Raw genomic sequence first — 16,117 nt, 5'->3', positions numbered from 1 at the left:
GCATAATGAGACTTCTCAGGCGTCCGCCCTAAGCGGCGGTGAAGGCTCATCGCTCACCCCGTGGAAAGCGTCCGCCCTGAAGCGAAAATCCTAGCGGTCATTACGACACAGTATCCCTATACTGTACAAGTAATCCTTTATGGGAAGCTTCGATAAACAAGATACACTTAAAATCCGCTTATCTAATAGTAAAAAAACGAGTCGTTTAGTTGCAATATGCATAAAATGGAACTCCATTTAAGCAAAAATAATTCGTTAAGGTAAAATATCCCAAGTAGTTCACTCCTTAATATTTCATGCGAAACATGCTAAACTTAGACTTCAGCTAATTTTTAACTAATTGAAGGACGTGTTTTGATGGTAAGACGTAATGATCCATGCCCATGTGGTAGTGGAAAAAAATATAAAAAATGTTGTGAGTCAAAAGAGACTATTACAATAGAAGAAGTACAAACAGAAGAAATAGAACGTATTTTACAGACATTTTATGATGAATATCCAGAAAGAAAAGATGTCCCAGCGTTCGCAGAACTCGTAAAAACTTGGAGCGATCCGTTGAAGCAGTACTTGGACGAAGAAATGATTGAAGCGATTGTACTTGATGAGTTTTTCTTCCATCATAAGCCAGAAATATGGACAAGCTACATAGAAAAACAACAGAAGAAAATCGTACGACCGTCTACATTAAACGCGATTAATCAGTGGAATGAACCACGTGTATTCGTTGGCGAAGTAATAGATGTAGATGATTCTTACATGACGGTAACGCATATTTTGACGAACGAGACAATAAGTCTAAGACGCGAAGGCGAAAAACCGGTACCTACAGGAGTACATTTGTATTGTTTCATCTTGCCAGAAGGGACTTCGAAAGAAAATCACTATTTGGCTATTTCTAGTTTAATCTTCTTCCCAGCAGATCATCATAACGTGTTTGCCTCGTTTATCAGTCAATTTGAATCTCAACAAGAATTATCAGCTTCGGAATTTTTGAAAGAAAAGGCTACTACATTGTGGACTTTGCTTGGTGAAAATGGTTACGAAGGCGGAGAGTATACGCAATTTGAAGCGGGAGTTCTACAAGTTGCAATAGATTTCTTAGAGAAAAATAATCGACAATATCAGAAGCTTGTAGAAATAGTGGAAGATTATTTAGTAGAGCAGCAGCCAAATGCGCGTAAAGAAGTGGCCATTTCAGCGGGTGCTATCAGGTTCGGTCAGGAAAATGGCTTTTTTGAACCGTTAGAAATGACGATCAAAGAAATTGCAGAATCATTTAATGTATCCACTTCTTCTTTGAATAAATACTATAACGAATTGAACGTGTACTATGAACGCATAAAAAATGTTAATTAAATTGGAAAATTGTATAGCTTCTCCTCTTTATTAAAATAGTCATCCACTATTGTTGGAGTCCAATTTGGTTATATTCCTCTCTTTTTGGCTATAGCTATAAATAGAAGTTCATCAAGAGAGGGGATTCATAATTGCGATGAAAAAGTATTCAATCTATGGAAGTATACTATTGATAGCTACTGTACTACTAGGGGCTTGTGGAGACGCTAAAAAAGTAGAAGGCTCATCGACACCAGAAGAAGCAGAGACAGATCTTGGGTTTACTTCTTTTGAGTTAGATGTAGATACAGTAGACCATAAAGGGGCAATTGAGGCATATCTTGAGATGGATGGATCGAAAATAGAAGCTGAATATGTGAATCGTATAGAGCCGAAAAAGTTAAAAGGCGATAAAGCATACGATGAATTAAAGCCACTATTAAAAGATCTCGAACTAACGAAAGAAATGAGTAAAGATGAAGTGATTGAAAAAGTATCCAAAGCTTTTGAAGTGGAAGATTATACAAAGTTCGATTTAGAAGTAGAATATTCCGATGGGGAAGAAAAAGAATATAAGGATACGAAAAAAGAATAAAACATAAAAAGTCGTGATGGAACTCACGGCTTTTTTTGTTTCAAGAAATTATAAGCTGTGGATAAATCGCAGAGAAGAGGAACAATGTTTAACAATCTAAAAATAGGCTAAACAATTAAAAACAATCAAGGGAGAGATTCATATGACAAAGAAACCAACTGAGGATTGTGAGAAACAGGATATTGCTGGTCGTATATTAGATAACCCTGATTTGGTGAACACAGAAAAAGAAAGCATTTTTGATACAGATGAGGATATGAAGAACGTGGATCCAATTCCCGTAGAAGAATTGAATGAAAAAGTAAAAGATGAAAAAAATAAAGACTCTACGAAGACGACGTCAGCTAGTGAAAAACGTTATCCCGATTAAGCAATACCACTTGATGTTTATGAAGCATTCATAATGGGAATAACTAATCTAACGGATAATTACGCAACAAGTGAGGAGAATTATTATGAAAACCAAAAAATACTCAGTAATCGGAAGTACACTACTAACAACCGCTCTTTTACTAGGGGCATGTGGGGATAAAGAAGAAGTAAAAGACGCACCGACTAATAGTGATATGCAAAATGAATTTGGATTTCAATCGTTCGACCTAGATATTGATACTGCAGACCAACAAGATGCAATTGATGCCTCTTTTGATATGGATGTATCGGAAACAGAAGCGGAATATGAAAACAAGTTAGAATCCAAAAATTTGACGGGTGATGAAGCATATGCTGAATTGGAACCAATTTTTAAAGATCTTGCTCTAACAAAAGATATGAGTAAAGAAGAAGTGATTGAAAAGGTTTCTAAAGCATTTGGAGTAGAAGATTATACGGAATTTGATTTAGAAGTTGAATTTTCTGATGGAGACAATCAAGAATTTAAAGACCTCAAATAAATAAAAGTGAAAGAAGTCGTGATTAAATTCACGGCTTTTTTTTATTGGCTAGGAAACTAAAAAAATTAGAGATGTGAGTAATTATTTTATTAATCATAAGGCGATATAGAGATAATGCCTCGTTGTTTCAATCCAAGTAAACTTGCTATTTTAAGAAATGGGTGCTTTCACTGGCAATTTGGTTGCTCTCGTGCTGATTTGGTTGCTTTCGGAATAGAATTGATTGCTTTCCGTGACCAGTTGATTGTCCTAATCCATTTACTGAAATAACGCATTTGAAAAACTGTATAAAATTTTGTTTTTTAGCGAGTAGGCACTAATAAGTAAGTACATTCCACTGATTTTCGCTGCAAGGGGCGGTGAAGGCTCATCGCTTACCCAGCGGAAAGCGGTCGATTGCAGCGAAAATGACAGTGGTCACCTGCTAAAGCTTCTTAAGGCATATTATGTGCGTTCTACCATTCTTCGGGCAAGAGTCAGGCTCTTTAGCGCTTTTGTTAGTGTGTAAAAAAATATTGATGTTAAATGAATAATAGTGTATTATACACAGTATAATTATAGTGTACGACATATAGTATAAGTATGTGAGGTGGAATATGAGTAAATTAATCAGTTCATTAATAACAGAATTACGTCGAGGTACTTTAACACTTGCTGTGTTGAGTCAGCTTAGAACCCCCCAATATGGATACTCTTTAGTTCAACTACTGGAAAAGTCAGGCGTATCAATTGATCAGAGTACATTATATCCTTTGCTTCGACGTTTAGAAAAACAAGAACTGGTTGAAAGCAGTTGGGATACAACAGAAAGTAGACCGAGGAAATACTATGTATTGAGCGAATATGGAATTGAAATTCTAGAACAGCTGAAGGACGAATGGGAAAAAACAACAAATGAACTTCAAACATTGTTGAAAGGAGATGTGGAAAATGCACCTGATTGATATTTATATACAGGAAGTAACACGCAGACTTCCAGAAAAGAGCAGGCAAGACATTGCGCTAGAGCTAAGGTCAACTATTGAGGATATGTTACCTGAAGATTACACAGAGAAGGAAGTGAAAGTAGCACTTGAAAATCTAGGAAATCCAGCATTGCTTGCAAGTGGATATGCTGATCGTCCAATGCATTTAATAGGTCCAAGATACTTTGATATGTATGTAACTTTATTGAAAATGATCATACCGATAGTGGCGACTCTCGCGTTAATAGTCGTCATTACGGAAAATGTTTTGACTTACAATGGGGAGGAAGCTATACTCGCCACAATTCTTTCTATTATGGGGCATGGTATTTGGGGAATGATCAGTTCATCGATTCAGACATTTTTCTGGATTACGATCGTGTTTGCTATTTTGGAGCGCACGGACACTTCAAAAGATAAGTCGCCACTAACGCCAAACTGGAAAGAATGGACACCAGATGAATTGAAAAGTATACCGTACATTAAAAAAGAAAAGAAAATTTCTAAAGCAGAGGTATTTGGAAATCTGTTATGGATTGCTATCTTTGTTACCATCTATTTTAATGCGGTACATTTAATTGGTGTATATGAAAAAGTACAAGGTAAGCTACAATTCATCATACCTACATTCGATCAAGATGTTTTACAATCCTATTGGTTTATAGTCCTCGTTGCACTTGTTATAGAAGTTATGTTAGTGTTCCATAAATTTCTCGCTTCGCAGTGGACTCATAAAGTGGCAATTATGAATACAGTACGACATGTAGTATCTACAATTGTATTGATCGTTATATTCAATAATAATAGTTTGGTTAATGTAGAATTCTATACGTATTTAGAGGATTTGTTTCATTTTACTTTTGAGCTTCAAAGCCCTGTTAAGTTAGCAGTTATTTTAATATGTGTAGTTTTTGCTGTGATTGATGTGATACAAGGGTTTCGAAAAGCGAATATTGGATAGTAAGAAGAGAGGCTGCGGTCGCTCTTCTTTTTTCGTGTCTAATATTACAAAAATATTAAAAAGGTATTAGAAAGGTTATGTTGAGTTAATAACGGGGTATCACATATATAAGACGAAAACTAGGAGGAAACACGATGGACATTCAATCAAATCGAAGAATTGAAATAGCTCGTTCAGAAGAAGAGATGTATGAAAAGTTGGAACTCCTGCAAGAACAAGGATATGCGGAAAGTGATATCCATATAATATCCCAAGAAGGTGCACATTTATATACATTAAATCGTCATTCCGAAGTATCTACTCATGAGGCTGGAACATTTGTGGATAGATTTAAATCATTATTTACTGGAGAAGATGCAATAACGGAAGGGCTCCGTAAGCTAGATCTGTCTACTGAAGAAACGGAACAATATGCAGGGGAAGTGGCGAGAGGGTCTATCATTCTATATACGGATGTTCTCACGTTTGCAGATGATCTGTCCACTGACCACTTCAATGAACCGCAAGATCGTTTTGCACGAGGGGAAACATTTACGACAGATCCTTATTTAGTTGGTGGAGAAAAGCGAATTTCCCCAGAACAATTTGAAGAAAGAAGAGAACTAAAAGAGAAGCTAGATGAAATTCCATCGAGGAATAGACTATATTAATAGAATAATAACATCTCCCCTTGTGCATAGTGCAAGGGGTTTTATGTAGCTAGTTATGTATGAGATAATAAGTATATTCGAACAAAGCAAGGTGGGATAAGATGGACTTCGTGGCGATAGACTTTGAGACTGCAAATAGTGTACGCTCCAGTGTTTGCTCAATCGGCATAGTGAAAGTGAAAAATGGTAAAATAGCAGATGAAATACATACATTGATCAACCCATTAAGTGAATTTAATTATTACAATACGAAAATTCATGGAATTACGGAATATATGGTACATAACGCACCGACATTTGAAGAGTATTGGCCCGATTTTAAACAGTACATCGACAACGAAACAATCATTGCACATAATGCAAGCTTTGATATAGGCGTGTTACGAGACTCTTTAAAAAGGATTTATGAACCAGAGCCGAACTTTCAATATGGATGCTCTTATCGAATTGCCAAAAAGGTGTGGCCGAATTTATACAATCATAAGCTCTCCACAGTCGCCAATTATTTAAGCATTAGCTTAAGGCACCATGATGCGTTGGAAGATGCTCGAGCTTCTGCATTAATTACACTAGAAGCGATGAAAAAAACACAGACAAGCTCCATCCAAGAGCTTTCTGCTTTGCATAAGCTTAAACTAGGAAGCCCGGTATCCGCCGGTAAAAAAACGATTCGCTCAAGAAAGAGTGCAGGAGATGCATTATTGCATTCGATTATCGCAGAAAATGTTCCGTTAAATACAAAGCATCCATTTTACGGTGCAAATATTGTTTTTACCGGAAAAATGGTATCCATGACAAGACCGATAGCTGCACAATATGCTTCCAATTGCGGAGCTATTTGTAAAGGGCAAGTAGATGCAACAACAAACTTTCTAGTAGTTGGAGATCAGGATTTATATAAATACGTACAAGGTATTAAAAGCACGAAAATGCAAAAAGTAGAGGCATTGATCGAACAAGGTTACCCCATTGAAATTGTCGGAGAACAAGATTTTTTGAGATTGGTGAAATAAAAGTTAGAAGGTGGTAAAGGGCAACCAAATGTAAGGTGGAAGCAATCAAAACAATCGCCAAAGCAATCAACTCGACCCTTAGAGCAATCATTTCTATAACGAAAGCAACCAACCGCCATAATTGATAAGAAAGTCGTAACTAAGCCACATACCATTGGCTTAGTTTTTTTGATTTTCCAAATACATACTTTACCACTTGGAATAATTTGATTATGATGATAGATAAGAAAAGAGGGATAGAAAATGAATATCGATCATTTGGAAGCGTTTATGTATGTCGTCCAGTTAAAAAGCATCCATAAAGCAGCGGATGCATTATTTTTGTCTCAACCGACTGTGACTGCAAGGATTAAAACATTAGAAAGAGATTTGAATACGGAATTATTCGCTCGCCAGGGAAGAGGGCTTTTGCTAACGGAGCATGGACGAGAATTTATCCCCTATGCTGAACAAATTATTCAATCATATAAAGAAGGAAAAAAAATAATGAAGGAAAGGGATGAGCAAGAAGAAGTGATTATTGGCGCTAATATCATTACGTCACAATATTTTATTCCTTTTGCGCTGCCATTATGGAAACGAGGAAATCCCCAGCTACGTTTTAAATTTATCTCAGCGCCAAATGAGCTATTAATTGAAAAACTACTTCAGAAACAAGTAGATTTAGCGTTTATAAAAGATACGACAAATGATGGACTCCAAAAACAACAGCTACTAGATAATTCCGTAAGGCTAGTTGTTTATCCAGATCATCCTTTGCAATACGAAGAAAATATAACTGCTAATCGATTGGCAGAAGAACCAATGGTATTTTTTGAGTGTGGAGCTTTTGACTGGAATCGAATTCATAAACTATTTGAAGTTGGGAAAGTGGAACCACGGATTGAATTCCAAGTGGATCATTTAGAAGTAGCGAAATCTATTATAAAAAGCCGCTGTGCCATTGGATTTTTACCTTATTTATGTATCAAAAATGAACTAGCAAGTGGAGAATTATTCGAAATTGATGTCGCACATTTAATCCAAATAAAGCAGCATGTCTTTCTGACTTATACAAATCAAGAAGTAACGAAGTGGCGGTTATGGAAAGACATCGAGGAAACAGTAAAAAAGTTTTGAACCTATCGATAGACTTTCTCTATCAATACAAAATTTTTTTCTATCGGTGAACGTATTGCAATTCACCTCTTTAAAGTGTTAGCATAAGACTCAATACAAAACATATATTAATCATATAAGTTAACTAGGTTTAACTTGAAGCAGCAGAAGTAACTCCCTTCTACAAATGACAGAAGGAAAGCCAAAATGCATTCAAAACAGATACACTGCTGATTCAAGTTAAGCCTCCGGCGGATGTCACAGATTTGCAAAAGGAGTTAATTACGTTTGCGCAATTCAAAATCTGGACGCAATTACGCCGAGGCGTAATTAATAAAAGGAGGAATTCACATGCCAAGCAATAGAAAAATTAGATTTGGTGCGATCATTCATGGAGTTGGTGGTAATATTTCTGGCTGGAGACATCCAGAAGTTCAAACAGATGCGAGCGTAAGTTTGGATTTTTATAAGCAACAGGCCCAAAAAGCAGAGGAAGGTAAGTTTGACCTAGTTTTTATCGCAGATGGATTATTTATTAATGAAAAGTCGATTCCACATTTTTTAAATCGTTTCGAACCTTTAACGATTTTATCTGCGCTTGCTGCTGTAACTTCTCGTATTGGTTTGGTAGGGACAGTATCCACTTCGTATAGCGACCCATATACAGTTGCTCGTCAATTCGCATCGCTCGATCATATTAGTCGTGGACGTGCGGGATGGAATTTGGTGACAACACCTTTAGAAAGTACTGCACTCAATTTCAATAAAACAGTTGAACAGCATCCAGATCATGCGACAAGATATAAAATTGCAGAAGAATATTTAGATGTAACAAGAGGTCTATGGGATTCTTGGGACGATGATGCATTTGTAGGAGATAAAGAAAATGATGTGTTTTTCGATCCATCCAAATTACATCATCTGAATCATAAAGGTGAGCATTTCTCTGTACAAGGACCTTTGAATATTGGTCGTTCCAAACAAGGGCAACCAGTAGTATTCCAAGCAGGATCTTCTGGAGCGGGAAAAACGATTGCTGCTAAAGGGGCAGATGCTATTTTTACAATGCATCCTACACTTGAATCTGCGAAAAGTTTTTATGAAGACGTTAAAAAACAAGCTATCGAGTTTGGAAGAAATCCAGATCAGTTAAATATTTTCCCAGGTATTTCTCCTATTATTGGGGATACGGAAGAAGAAGCAGAAAAGAAATATGAAGAGATTGCTAACTTAGTATCTATTGATCGAGCACTAGCATATTTAGGTCGTTACTTCGATCATCATGATTTTTCTCAATACCAAGTAGACGAAGCTTTTCCTGACTTAGGTGATTTAGGAAAGAATAGTTTCCAAAGCCATACGGATCGTATTAAACAAGAAGCAAAAGAGCAAAACCTGACGCTTCGTCAAGTGGCATTAAGAGAAGCGACGCCGCGTTCAGAGTTTATAGGAACTCCAGAAAAGATTGCAGATTTAGTACAAAAATGGTTTGAAGAGCGTGGTGCGGACGGCTTTATCATTGCAACGCAGGCGCCACACACATTAGACGATTTTATCGAAAAAGTTGTCCCAATCTTACAAAAGCGTGGTTTATATCGTGAAGAGTATGAGGCAGACACTTTAAGAGGGAATTTAGGACTTCCGTTTTTGAAAAGTCGATATGCGAAGCAACTTGTTTAATGCCTTAAGAGAAAGAGGGATAAAATGATTTCTATTTCTAATCTTCATAAAAAGTTCGGGAAAAATGAAGTTCTAAAAGGAATAAATATACAAGTTGATAAAGGTGACGTCATCTCTATATTAGGTCCAAGCGGCTCTGGAAAGACGACGTTATTACGTTGCCTTAACTATTTAGAACGACCAGATGAAGGCATTATTACAATAGACAATGTAACAATCGATTCTAAAAAAGTGCATAAAAAAGATATATATCATTTACGAAAAAAATCAGCAATGGTATTTCAGAGCTACAACCTATTTCAACACAAGACAGTTTTACAAAATGTGATGGAAGGGTTAGTAGTAGTTCAAAAAGTAAATGTGAAAGAAGCACGTGAAATTGCACTTGAAATGTTAAAAAAAGTTGGATTGGAACAAAAAGTAGATGCGTATCCTCTTCAATTATCAGGTGGACAACAGCAGCGGGTCGGCATTGCTCGAGCATTGGCTTTAAATCCAGAAGTCATTCTTTTTGATGAACCAACGTCGGCATTAGATCCGGAACTTGTAGGAGAAGTATTGGATGTTATTCGGAAAATTTCTCGCGAAGGTATTACAATGATCATTGTTACGCATGAGATGAACTTTGCACGTGAAGTATCGAATAGGGTTATTTTCATGGACGGTGGCGTAGTAGTGGAAGAAGGCGTTCCTAACGACATTTTTAGAACACCTAAAGAAGACCGTACAAAACAATTTTTGAAAAGGATGACACCTGAGCTAGAATATTCAATCTAAAAACAAGGTGTTTTTGAAGTGGAGGATAGTTTATGAGTTATAAATTAGGTATTTTAGATCAAAGTCCGGTCGTTGAGGGCGTATCTAACTATGATACTTTGCAAAAAACAGTAGATTTAGCTCAGAAAGCAGAAGAATGGGGATATGAACGATTTTGGGTATCAGAACATCATAATTCTGATATAGTGGCTGGTTCCTCTCCAGAAGTTTTAGTTTCCTATTTGTTAGCGAAAACAAAAACCATTCGAGTAGGTTCTGGTGGAGTTATGCTCCAACATTATAGTCCATATAAAGTAGCGGAAAATTTTAACGTGCTGGCCACGCTTGAACCTGGAAGAGTAGATCTCGGAATTGGGAAAGCACCTGGTGGTTTGCCTCTTTCAACAAAAGCGTTGCAATATGGAACAGTGAATACAGGGGAAGATTTTGAAACACGACTAGCTTTATTACAACAGCTTCTGCATAATAACGTTCCCGAAACGCATGAGCTTGCTAGTATTCAGGCAACTCCAATACCTCCTGTAAAACCAGAAACGTATTTATTAGGAGCAAGTCCTAACAGTGCAAAACTAGCTGCGGAGTTAAAAGTTTCATTTGCTTTTGCTCGATTTATTAATACGGATAACGAAGTCTTAAAAGAGGCTTCTAACTTGTATCGAGGGATTTATCCGGATGGAACGTTTATCGTTTCTGTTACGGTCATTACAGCACCTACTGAAGGGGAAGCTAAAGAACTTGCAAGCAATCAAAAAATTATAAAAGTCCATTTAGCAAGTGGTCGTACATTATCATTACAAACTGTGGAACAAGCGGAAAAGTTCGGAAAAGAGTCCGGCGAAGCGTATGAAGTGAAACAATATGATGCAAATATCATCTATGGAACACCGGAGCAAGTGAAACGAGTTTTGGATGAATTGCATCAAACATACGGAGTTGATGAATTTATCTTGCACACTCCAGTTCCAAATCCCGAACAAAGACTTCGCTCTTTTGAATTATTAAGTCCGAAAAATTTAACTAAACAAACAGTAAACTCATAAAATTGGAGGAAAAAGACATGGCAAAAGATTTATCAGTAGTTGTATGGTCAAAAGAAGGATGCAGTTATTGCAACGAAGTGAAGGAATATTTATCAGAGCAAAATATTGCCTATAAAACAGTGGATGTAACGAATCACGATGAATTCCGCGATATTTTAAATACTAAATATGGTGTGCGCCACGTACCAGTTGTTGAAATTGGTGAAGGAAATGTTTATCGAGCTGTAACCGAAGTTGGTTTAGAACACTTAAAAGCGGCTCTAGAACCAGTACATGTATAATTTTTTGTATAAAACCAACTAAATCTATACGAAAAGAGGATATATATTGAAAAAAGTATTAACACTTTTATTAGTAATAGCAGTAGCTTTACTAGGTGCATGTTCTTCAAAGGAAGCAAGTTCAAAAACATCCAAAGGTAATTCCGATGTACAAAAAATTATCGTTGGAACTGGTACACAATTTCCTAATATTTGTTTTCTAGATGAAGACGGTAATCTAACTGGTTACGATGTGGAATTAGTTCGTGCGATCGATGAGAAATTAGAGGAGTATGAATTTGAATTTAAAACGATGGATTTCTCTAACTTATTACTGAGCTTAGAAACAAATAAAATCGATTTTGTAGCCCATCAAATGGAAGTAAACGAAGAACGGGAAGCAAAGTTCTTATTCAATGAAGTACCGTATAATGTTTTTCCTTTAAAAGTAACAGTTCATCAAGACAATGATAGCATTCAATCTATCGATGATTTGGCAGGAAAAAAGATAGCTACTACAGCTACTAGTAATGCAGCGGTATATATGGAGAAATATAACAAAGAAAACAACCTTGGTGCAGAAATTATCTATACTTCAAGTACATCTGATATTATTAATCAACTTCGTACTGGTCGTGTAGATGCAACTATTTCAACGCCATTTGCAGCAGATTTTTTAAATGAACAATCAGACGCACAACAAAAAGTTGTAGGAGACACTTTACTCAATTCAAATGTTTACTTTTTATTACAAAAAGGAAACACAACGCTTCAAAAGCGTATTGATGAAGCATTAACTGAATTGAAAGAAGACGGAACTGTAAGTGCATTAAGTGAGGAATGGCTTGGAGAGGATTATTCGGTAGAATTCTAATCCTTCTCCATCTGAGGGAAGGGAGCAGAGCAAGTGGGAAAAGTATTTGATCCTTCATTAATTATTGAGTTTATTCCAACATTAGTAAAATATCTTGGTGTGACGCTAGAGATTTTAGTTGCATCTATCATTTTAGGAACAATCATTGGTATAGCAGCAGCTATACCAAAATTGTTCCATATTCCAATTTTAAAGCAAATAGTCACACTTTATATATCGTTTATCAGAGGAACACCGATTATTATTCAATTATTTTTAGTGTTTTATGGGCTGCCTGCTGTATTGTCGCTCATAAATATTGATATTACTAGGATGGATGCATTAATTTTTGTGATTATCACGTATTCATTAAGTAATGGTGCTATATTTGCAGAAATTTTCCGGGGAGCGATTTCTGCGGTAGAATTCGGGCAAACGGAAGCGGCGTATTCTATTGGAATGACGCCTTTTCAAAACTTTACTCGTATCATATTCCCTCAGGCGATTCGCGTTGCATTTCCAAATATCGCGAATACAGTTATTGGTTCATTGAAAGACACTTCATTAGCTTTTACGATAGGAGTAATGGACATGATGGGAAGAGGGGAAACGATCATCGCAGCTACTGCTCATGCTTTAGAAGTTTATATTGCACTATCTGTCATTTATTACGTGGTCGTATTAATACTTGAAAAAGGATTTAAAGTATTTGAAAAATATACAAATCGTTATCAGGGAACAGATGCTTCGGTTGCTTGATGGTGAAGGAGGTGTTTAACCATGGTAATTGATATTCCATTTATTTGGGTGGCATTTAAAGAAATTGCAAAAGCTATACCATTAACGTTAGTATTAGCCATTGTTCCAGTAGTAATTGGTTTCTTTATCGGCTTAGTAGTTACGTTCATACGGGAGTACAAAGTGAAGGGGATATATTCGATTGCCAATGGCTATGTATCTTTTTTTCGAGGCACACCAGCGATCATGCACATTATGTTAGTGTATTTTGGTATTCCGATGTTGCTAGATAGTATTATTAACTATTTTAATTTACCTTATGAAACAAATAAAATACCAATTGTCTTATTTGTGTTATTTGCACTTTCCCTTACAGCAGGGGCGTATTTATCAGAAATTATACGCTCTGGAATTTCCAGTGTTGCAAAAGGTCAGATGGAAGCAGCTTATTCTATTGGCATGAGCACTCCTCAAGCGATGGGGCGTATTTTACTGCCGCAAGCTTTAGCGAAGTCCATTCCAAACTTCACTAATCTCTCTGTCGGATTTTTACATACAACTTCCATTGCATTTCTAGTCTCTCAAAAAGAATTGACTGGTACAGCTAATATTGTAGCATCATCTAACTTAAAGTTTTTAGAATCATTTATTGCTGCTGGTTTAATCTATTGGGGAATCTCGATCATTATGGAAGGTATTTATTATTTAGTTGAAAAGAGAGTGCAGCAATACAGTAAAGGTGGAGTCGCATAAGGGCTCTAAAACGAACAGATGGAGGTTTCGCTATGACAAGTGTGCTAACAATAGATACATTACAGGAAAATGAAAAAGAAGCTGTTGGTAGATTACTAGTAGAAAGCTATGCACAATACAAGGGATCATATGCAAAACTACAAGATTGGTTCGATTACGCGTCTGATCTAGAGGCTTCTGTAAATAACCCGCAAGTAGCTAAGTTTTTAGTTGCTAAAGATGGTGAAGAGGTTTTGGGGACACTACAATTATTTTCCAACTCAGAAATGGCTTATAACAAACCTGATCTAGAAATCGACTCCCCAATTATTCGTATGCTTGCGGTTAGCCCGGCTGCAAGAGGAAAGGGAATCGCACAAGCATTGATCAAGGAAAGTATCAATTATGCACACGAAATAGGTGCTAAACACATCTATTTACATACAAGTGATAAAATGTCTAAAGCAATTCGATTATATGAATATCTAGGTTTTAAACGTGATACATCGAAAGAGTTTAATAAATTGAATTTCCTAGTAAAATGCTATCGATTGGATCTTCAAAGTTTTTGAGTCTCATTACGAGGAGGAATAATATGCCGAGTGTAATTACAATTGATATATTGAAGGAAGTCGACAAAGAGGCTGTAGCGGAGTTGTTAGTAGAAAGTTACGGGCAATATGAAAGTGAATTTAGTACAGCAGTTTGGCAAGCGTATTTGGAGAGTATTAAACATTCACTAGATAATCCGGCAATAGATAGAGTATTAGTAGCAAAAAGTGAAGGGAAATTCTTAGGGACATTACAATTATTCACGAACTCAGAAGCTGCTTATCAAAGGCCGGAGATCGGCATAGTTGATCCGATTGTGAGATTGCTTGCCGTTAGTCCAAATACAAGAGGAAAAGGCATCGCGAGAGCTTTGTTAAAGGAAAGTGCGAGCTATGCGAAAGAAAAAGGAGCTAGCTTTTTATATTTACACTCAGGTGCTAATATGACTCAAGCGATCCGATTGTACGAACATCTTGGTTTTAAGCGTGATGAATCAAAAGACTTTCATAATGCAGATGTGCATGTGAAATGCTTCCGGCTAGAATTATGAAGAAGGAAAGGGCGAATTCAAAATGACCAAAAGTTTTTATTCTGCCGTTCAAAGTAGACGCTCTATTTATGGCATTAATGATGAAAAGATTATTTCCGATGAAAGAATTCAAGATATCGTAAATTTAGTTGTAAAGCACACACCTACTGCATTCAATTCGCAAACAGGTCGAATTGTTGTGTTATTAGGTGAACAGCATAAAAAGTTTTGGAAACTAGCATTTGACTCAGTGAAACAAGGACTTGCAGAAGAGAAGATTCCTTCTACACAAAGTCGATTTGAAGGTTTTGCTAGTGGTTACGGTACGGTATTGTTTTTTGAAGATTATGCTGTTGTGGAAACATTCCAGGAGAAATTTGCAAGCGTAGAACAGTATTTTCCTGTTTGGTCTCATCAAGCGTCCGGTATGCTACAGTATTTGGTTTGGACGTCACTTGAACAAGAGGGCTTTGGAGCAAGCCTGCAACACTTCTATCCAGAACTTTCGAAAGAAGTGAAAGAAACTTGGGGAATTCAAGAAAAATGGGAGCTTATTGCCCAGTTACCATTTGGTAATCCTATTGCATCCCCTAAGAATAAGTTAATGGAACCAGTAGAACATCGCGTTGTCATTGTAAAATAAACTAGAATGGGAGTGTATTTTCATGGTAAGTGTAAATGTAAATGTAAGTTCAGCACAAGAGGAGTTCAAAAAAGCGTTAGGAAATTATCCGACAGGTGTAACGGTTGTTACTACTTTTGATGATGCAAATAATCCAATAGGGTTAACGGTTAATTCGTTTGCTTCAGTTTCTTTAGATCCTTTACTCATATTATGGTCTATTGATAAAAAGTCGGGTTCTTATCCTGCATTTATAGAGGCGGAAAAATTTGCAGTAAATATTTTGGCAGACGATCAAGCCGACATTTGTAGTTTATTCGCTTCTAAAGTAGAGGATCGTTTCAGTCAATGTAAATGGGAAGAGTCGGAAAGACAATTACCTGTGTTGTCTGGTTCACTTGCTCAATTAGAATGCAAAACTGCAAAGCAAATTGATGCTGGAGACCATATTATTTTCATTGGAGAGGTTATCCATATCCATAATGAAGATAAAAATCCATTACTTTACCATAAAAGAAATTTCGCGGCGATACCTACAAGTTTCTATAAGTGATCTTTGTTTATCTTATAAAAAAGACTTCCTATCATTTTGTGAATGAATGGGAAGTCTTTTTCTTTATGCTTTGGCAAATATAAAAATTTAGACATGTGTGTAATTTTTTTAAGTAACATAAGGTTTGGGATTCTTTGTATTGTACGTGATATAGGGATACTGCGTGGTAATGACCGCTAGGATTTCCGCTTCAGGGTGGACGCTTTCCGCGGGGTGAGCGATGAGCCTTCACCGCCGCTTAGGCGGACGTTGTGAAGTCTCATTATGCTCA

The 16,117-nt window shown here is 36.6% G+C and carries 20 protein-coding genes; all 20 read left to right on the top strand.

From position 1 onward, the window contains the following. The first annotated feature begins 357 nt into the window (after positions 1-357). Positions 358-1,356 (top strand): SEC-C domain-containing protein, encoded by a 999-nt coding sequence (locus tag FG383_RS19555; protein WP_142609210.1) that lies wholly within the window; start codon positions 358-360, stop codon positions 1,354-1,356. A gap of 136 nt (positions 1,357-1,492) precedes the next feature. Next, complete coding sequence (locus FG383_RS19550; RefSeq protein WP_142609208.1) at positions 1,493-1,930, top strand: YusW family protein; 438 nt, start codon at positions 1,493-1,495, stop codon at positions 1,928-1,930. A gap of 142 nt (positions 1,931-2,072) precedes the next feature. Then, positions 2,073-2,300, top strand: coding sequence for a hypothetical protein (locus FG383_RS19545; RefSeq protein ID WP_142609207.1), 228 nt, complete (start codon positions 2,073-2,075; stop codon positions 2,298-2,300). An 85-nt stretch (positions 2,301-2,385) separates the two neighbouring features. Next, positions 2,386-2,823, top strand: coding sequence for a YusW family protein (locus FG383_RS19540; RefSeq protein WP_142609205.1), 438 nt, complete (start codon positions 2,386-2,388; stop codon positions 2,821-2,823). 596 nt (positions 2,824-3,419) lie between these two features. After that, positions 3,420-3,767, top strand: a complete 348-nt coding sequence (locus FG383_RS19535; protein ID WP_142609203.1) for a PadR family transcriptional regulator — start codon at positions 3,420-3,422, stop codon at positions 3,765-3,767. Continuing rightward, the gene (locus tag FG383_RS19530; RefSeq protein WP_142609202.1) at positions 3,754-4,749 is read left to right on the top strand and encodes an HAAS signaling domain-containing protein; all 996 of its coding nucleotides are present in this window, start codon (positions 3,754-3,756) and stop codon (positions 4,747-4,749) included. The genes FG383_RS19535 and FG383_RS19530 overlap by 14 nt, the downstream gene beginning before the upstream one ends. A 134-nt stretch (positions 4,750-4,883) precedes the next feature. Further along, complete coding sequence (locus tag FG383_RS19525) at positions 4,884-5,399, top strand: YflT domain-containing protein (protein ID WP_142609200.1); 516 nt, start codon at positions 4,884-4,886, stop codon at positions 5,397-5,399. 101 nt (positions 5,400-5,500) lie between these two features. Next, on the top strand, positions 5,501-6,412 hold the full coding sequence (locus tag FG383_RS19520) for an exonuclease domain-containing protein (protein WP_142609198.1): 912 nt from the start codon (positions 5,501-5,503) through the stop codon (positions 6,410-6,412). Positions 6,413-6,655: 243 nt separating this feature from the next. Continuing rightward, positions 6,656-7,531, top strand: a complete 876-nt coding sequence (locus FG383_RS19515; RefSeq protein WP_142609196.1) for a LysR family transcriptional regulator — start codon at positions 6,656-6,658, stop codon at positions 7,529-7,531. Positions 7,532-7,861: 330 nt separating this feature from the next. Beyond that, positions 7,862-9,190 (top strand): LLM class flavin-dependent oxidoreductase, encoded by a 1,329-nt coding sequence (locus FG383_RS19510; RefSeq protein ID WP_142609194.1) that lies wholly within the window; start codon positions 7,862-7,864, stop codon positions 9,188-9,190. A gap of 24 nt (positions 9,191-9,214) precedes the next feature. Next, positions 9,215-9,967 carry an amino acid ABC transporter ATP-binding protein gene (locus tag FG383_RS19505; protein ID WP_142609192.1) on the top strand — a complete coding sequence of 251 codons (753 nt, stop codon included), beginning with the start codon at positions 9,215-9,217 and terminating at the stop codon, positions 9,965-9,967. A 32-nt stretch (positions 9,968-9,999) separates the two neighbouring features. After that, positions 10,000-11,007, top strand: a complete 1,008-nt coding sequence (locus FG383_RS19500; RefSeq protein WP_142609190.1) for an LLM class flavin-dependent oxidoreductase — start codon at positions 10,000-10,002, stop codon at positions 11,005-11,007. 17 nt (positions 11,008-11,024) lie between these two features. Beyond that, complete coding sequence (locus FG383_RS19495; RefSeq protein WP_142609189.1) at positions 11,025-11,288, top strand: glutaredoxin family protein; 264 nt, start codon at positions 11,025-11,027, stop codon at positions 11,286-11,288. A 46-nt stretch (positions 11,289-11,334) separates the two neighbouring features. Next, on the top strand, positions 11,335-12,141 hold the full coding sequence (locus FG383_RS19490) for a transporter substrate-binding domain-containing protein (RefSeq protein ID WP_142609187.1): 807 nt from the start codon (positions 11,335-11,337) through the stop codon (positions 12,139-12,141). Positions 12,142-12,174: 33 nt separating this feature from the next. Then, a complete protein-coding gene (locus FG383_RS19485) occupies positions 12,175-12,879 on the top strand; it encodes an amino acid ABC transporter permease (RefSeq protein WP_142609185.1) in 705 nt (234 codons plus the stop codon). A 21-nt stretch (positions 12,880-12,900) separates the two neighbouring features. Continuing rightward, positions 12,901-13,611 (top strand): amino acid ABC transporter permease, encoded by a 711-nt coding sequence (locus tag FG383_RS19480; protein WP_142609183.1) that lies wholly within the window; start codon positions 12,901-12,903, stop codon positions 13,609-13,611. Between the two features lie 32 nt (positions 13,612-13,643). Beyond that, positions 13,644-14,162, top strand: coding sequence for a GNAT family N-acetyltransferase (locus FG383_RS19475; protein ID WP_142609181.1), 519 nt, complete (start codon positions 13,644-13,646; stop codon positions 14,160-14,162). A gap of 23 nt (positions 14,163-14,185) precedes the next feature. Further along, positions 14,186-14,692 (top strand): GNAT family N-acetyltransferase, encoded by a 507-nt coding sequence (locus tag FG383_RS19470; protein WP_142609179.1) that lies wholly within the window; start codon positions 14,186-14,188, stop codon positions 14,690-14,692. Between the two features lie 22 nt (positions 14,693-14,714). Beyond that, positions 14,715-15,314, top strand: coding sequence for a nitroreductase family protein (locus FG383_RS19465; protein WP_142609177.1), 600 nt, complete (start codon positions 14,715-14,717; stop codon positions 15,312-15,314). Positions 15,315-15,336: 22 nt separating this feature from the next. Further along, a complete protein-coding gene (locus FG383_RS19460; RefSeq protein WP_142609175.1) occupies positions 15,337-15,846 on the top strand; it encodes a flavin reductase family protein in 510 nt (169 codons plus the stop codon). Positions 15,847-16,117: the final 271 nt, after the last annotated feature.

It is taken from the genome of Psychrobacillus soli, from assembly GCF_006861775.1.
GTDB classification, from domain to species: Bacteria; Bacillota; Bacilli; order Bacillales_A; family Planococcaceae; genus Psychrobacillus; species Psychrobacillus soli.
The sequence above is the reverse complement of the archived record's forward strand: the minus strand, read 5'-3'. Positions and strand labels throughout refer to the sequence as shown.

Bases quoted from the DNA above. Each gene is read 5' to 3' on its own strand.
- FG383_RS19520 (WP_142609198.1), top strand. From the start codon at position 5,501: ATGGACTTCGTGGCGATAGACTTTGAGACTGCAAATAGTGTACGCTCC.
- FG383_RS19495 (WP_142609189.1), top strand. From the start codon at position 11,025: ATGGCAAAAGATTTATCAGTAGTTGTATGGTCAAAAGAAGGATGCAGT.
- FG383_RS19475 (WP_142609181.1), top strand. From the start codon at position 13,644: ATGACAAGTGTGCTAACAATAGATACATTACAGGAAAATGAAAAAGAA.
- FG383_RS19510 (WP_142609194.1), top strand. From the start codon at position 7,862: ATGCCAAGCAATAGAAAAATTAGATTTGGTGCGATCATTCATGGAGTT.
- FG383_RS19540 (WP_142609205.1), top strand. From the start codon at position 2,386: ATGAAAACCAAAAAATACTCAGTAATCGGAAGTACACTACTAACAACC.
- FG383_RS19545 (WP_142609207.1), top strand. From the start codon at position 2,073: ATGACAAAGAAACCAACTGAGGATTGTGAGAAACAGGATATTGCTGGT.
- FG383_RS19550 (WP_142609208.1), top strand. From the start codon at position 1,493: ATGAAAAAGTATTCAATCTATGGAAGTATACTATTGATAGCTACTGTA.
- FG383_RS19480 (WP_142609183.1), top strand. From the start codon at position 12,901: ATGGTAATTGATATTCCATTTATTTGGGTGGCATTTAAAGAAATTGCA.
- FG383_RS19515 (WP_142609196.1), top strand. From the start codon at position 6,656: ATGAATATCGATCATTTGGAAGCGTTTATGTATGTCGTCCAGTTAAAA.
- FG383_RS19530 (WP_142609202.1), top strand. From the start codon at position 3,754: ATGCACCTGATTGATATTTATATACAGGAAGTAACACGCAGACTTCCA.
- FG383_RS19535 (WP_142609203.1), top strand. From the start codon at position 3,420: ATGAGTAAATTAATCAGTTCATTAATAACAGAATTACGTCGAGGTACT.
- FG383_RS19500 (WP_142609190.1), top strand. From the start codon at position 10,000: ATGAGTTATAAATTAGGTATTTTAGATCAAAGTCCGGTCGTTGAGGGC.
- FG383_RS19470 (WP_142609179.1), top strand. From the start codon at position 14,186: ATGCCGAGTGTAATTACAATTGATATATTGAAGGAAGTCGACAAAGAG.
- FG383_RS19505 (WP_142609192.1), top strand. From the start codon at position 9,215: ATGATTTCTATTTCTAATCTTCATAAAAAGTTCGGGAAAAATGAAGTT.
- FG383_RS19465 (WP_142609177.1), top strand. From the start codon at position 14,715: ATGACCAAAAGTTTTTATTCTGCCGTTCAAAGTAGACGCTCTATTTAT.
- FG383_RS19555 (WP_142609210.1), top strand. From the start codon at position 358: ATGGTAAGACGTAATGATCCATGCCCATGTGGTAGTGGAAAAAAATAT.
- FG383_RS19525 (WP_142609200.1), top strand. From the start codon at position 4,884: ATGGACATTCAATCAAATCGAAGAATTGAAATAGCTCGTTCAGAAGAA.
- FG383_RS19460 (WP_142609175.1), top strand. From the start codon at position 15,337: ATGGTAAGTGTAAATGTAAATGTAAGTTCAGCACAAGAGGAGTTCAAA.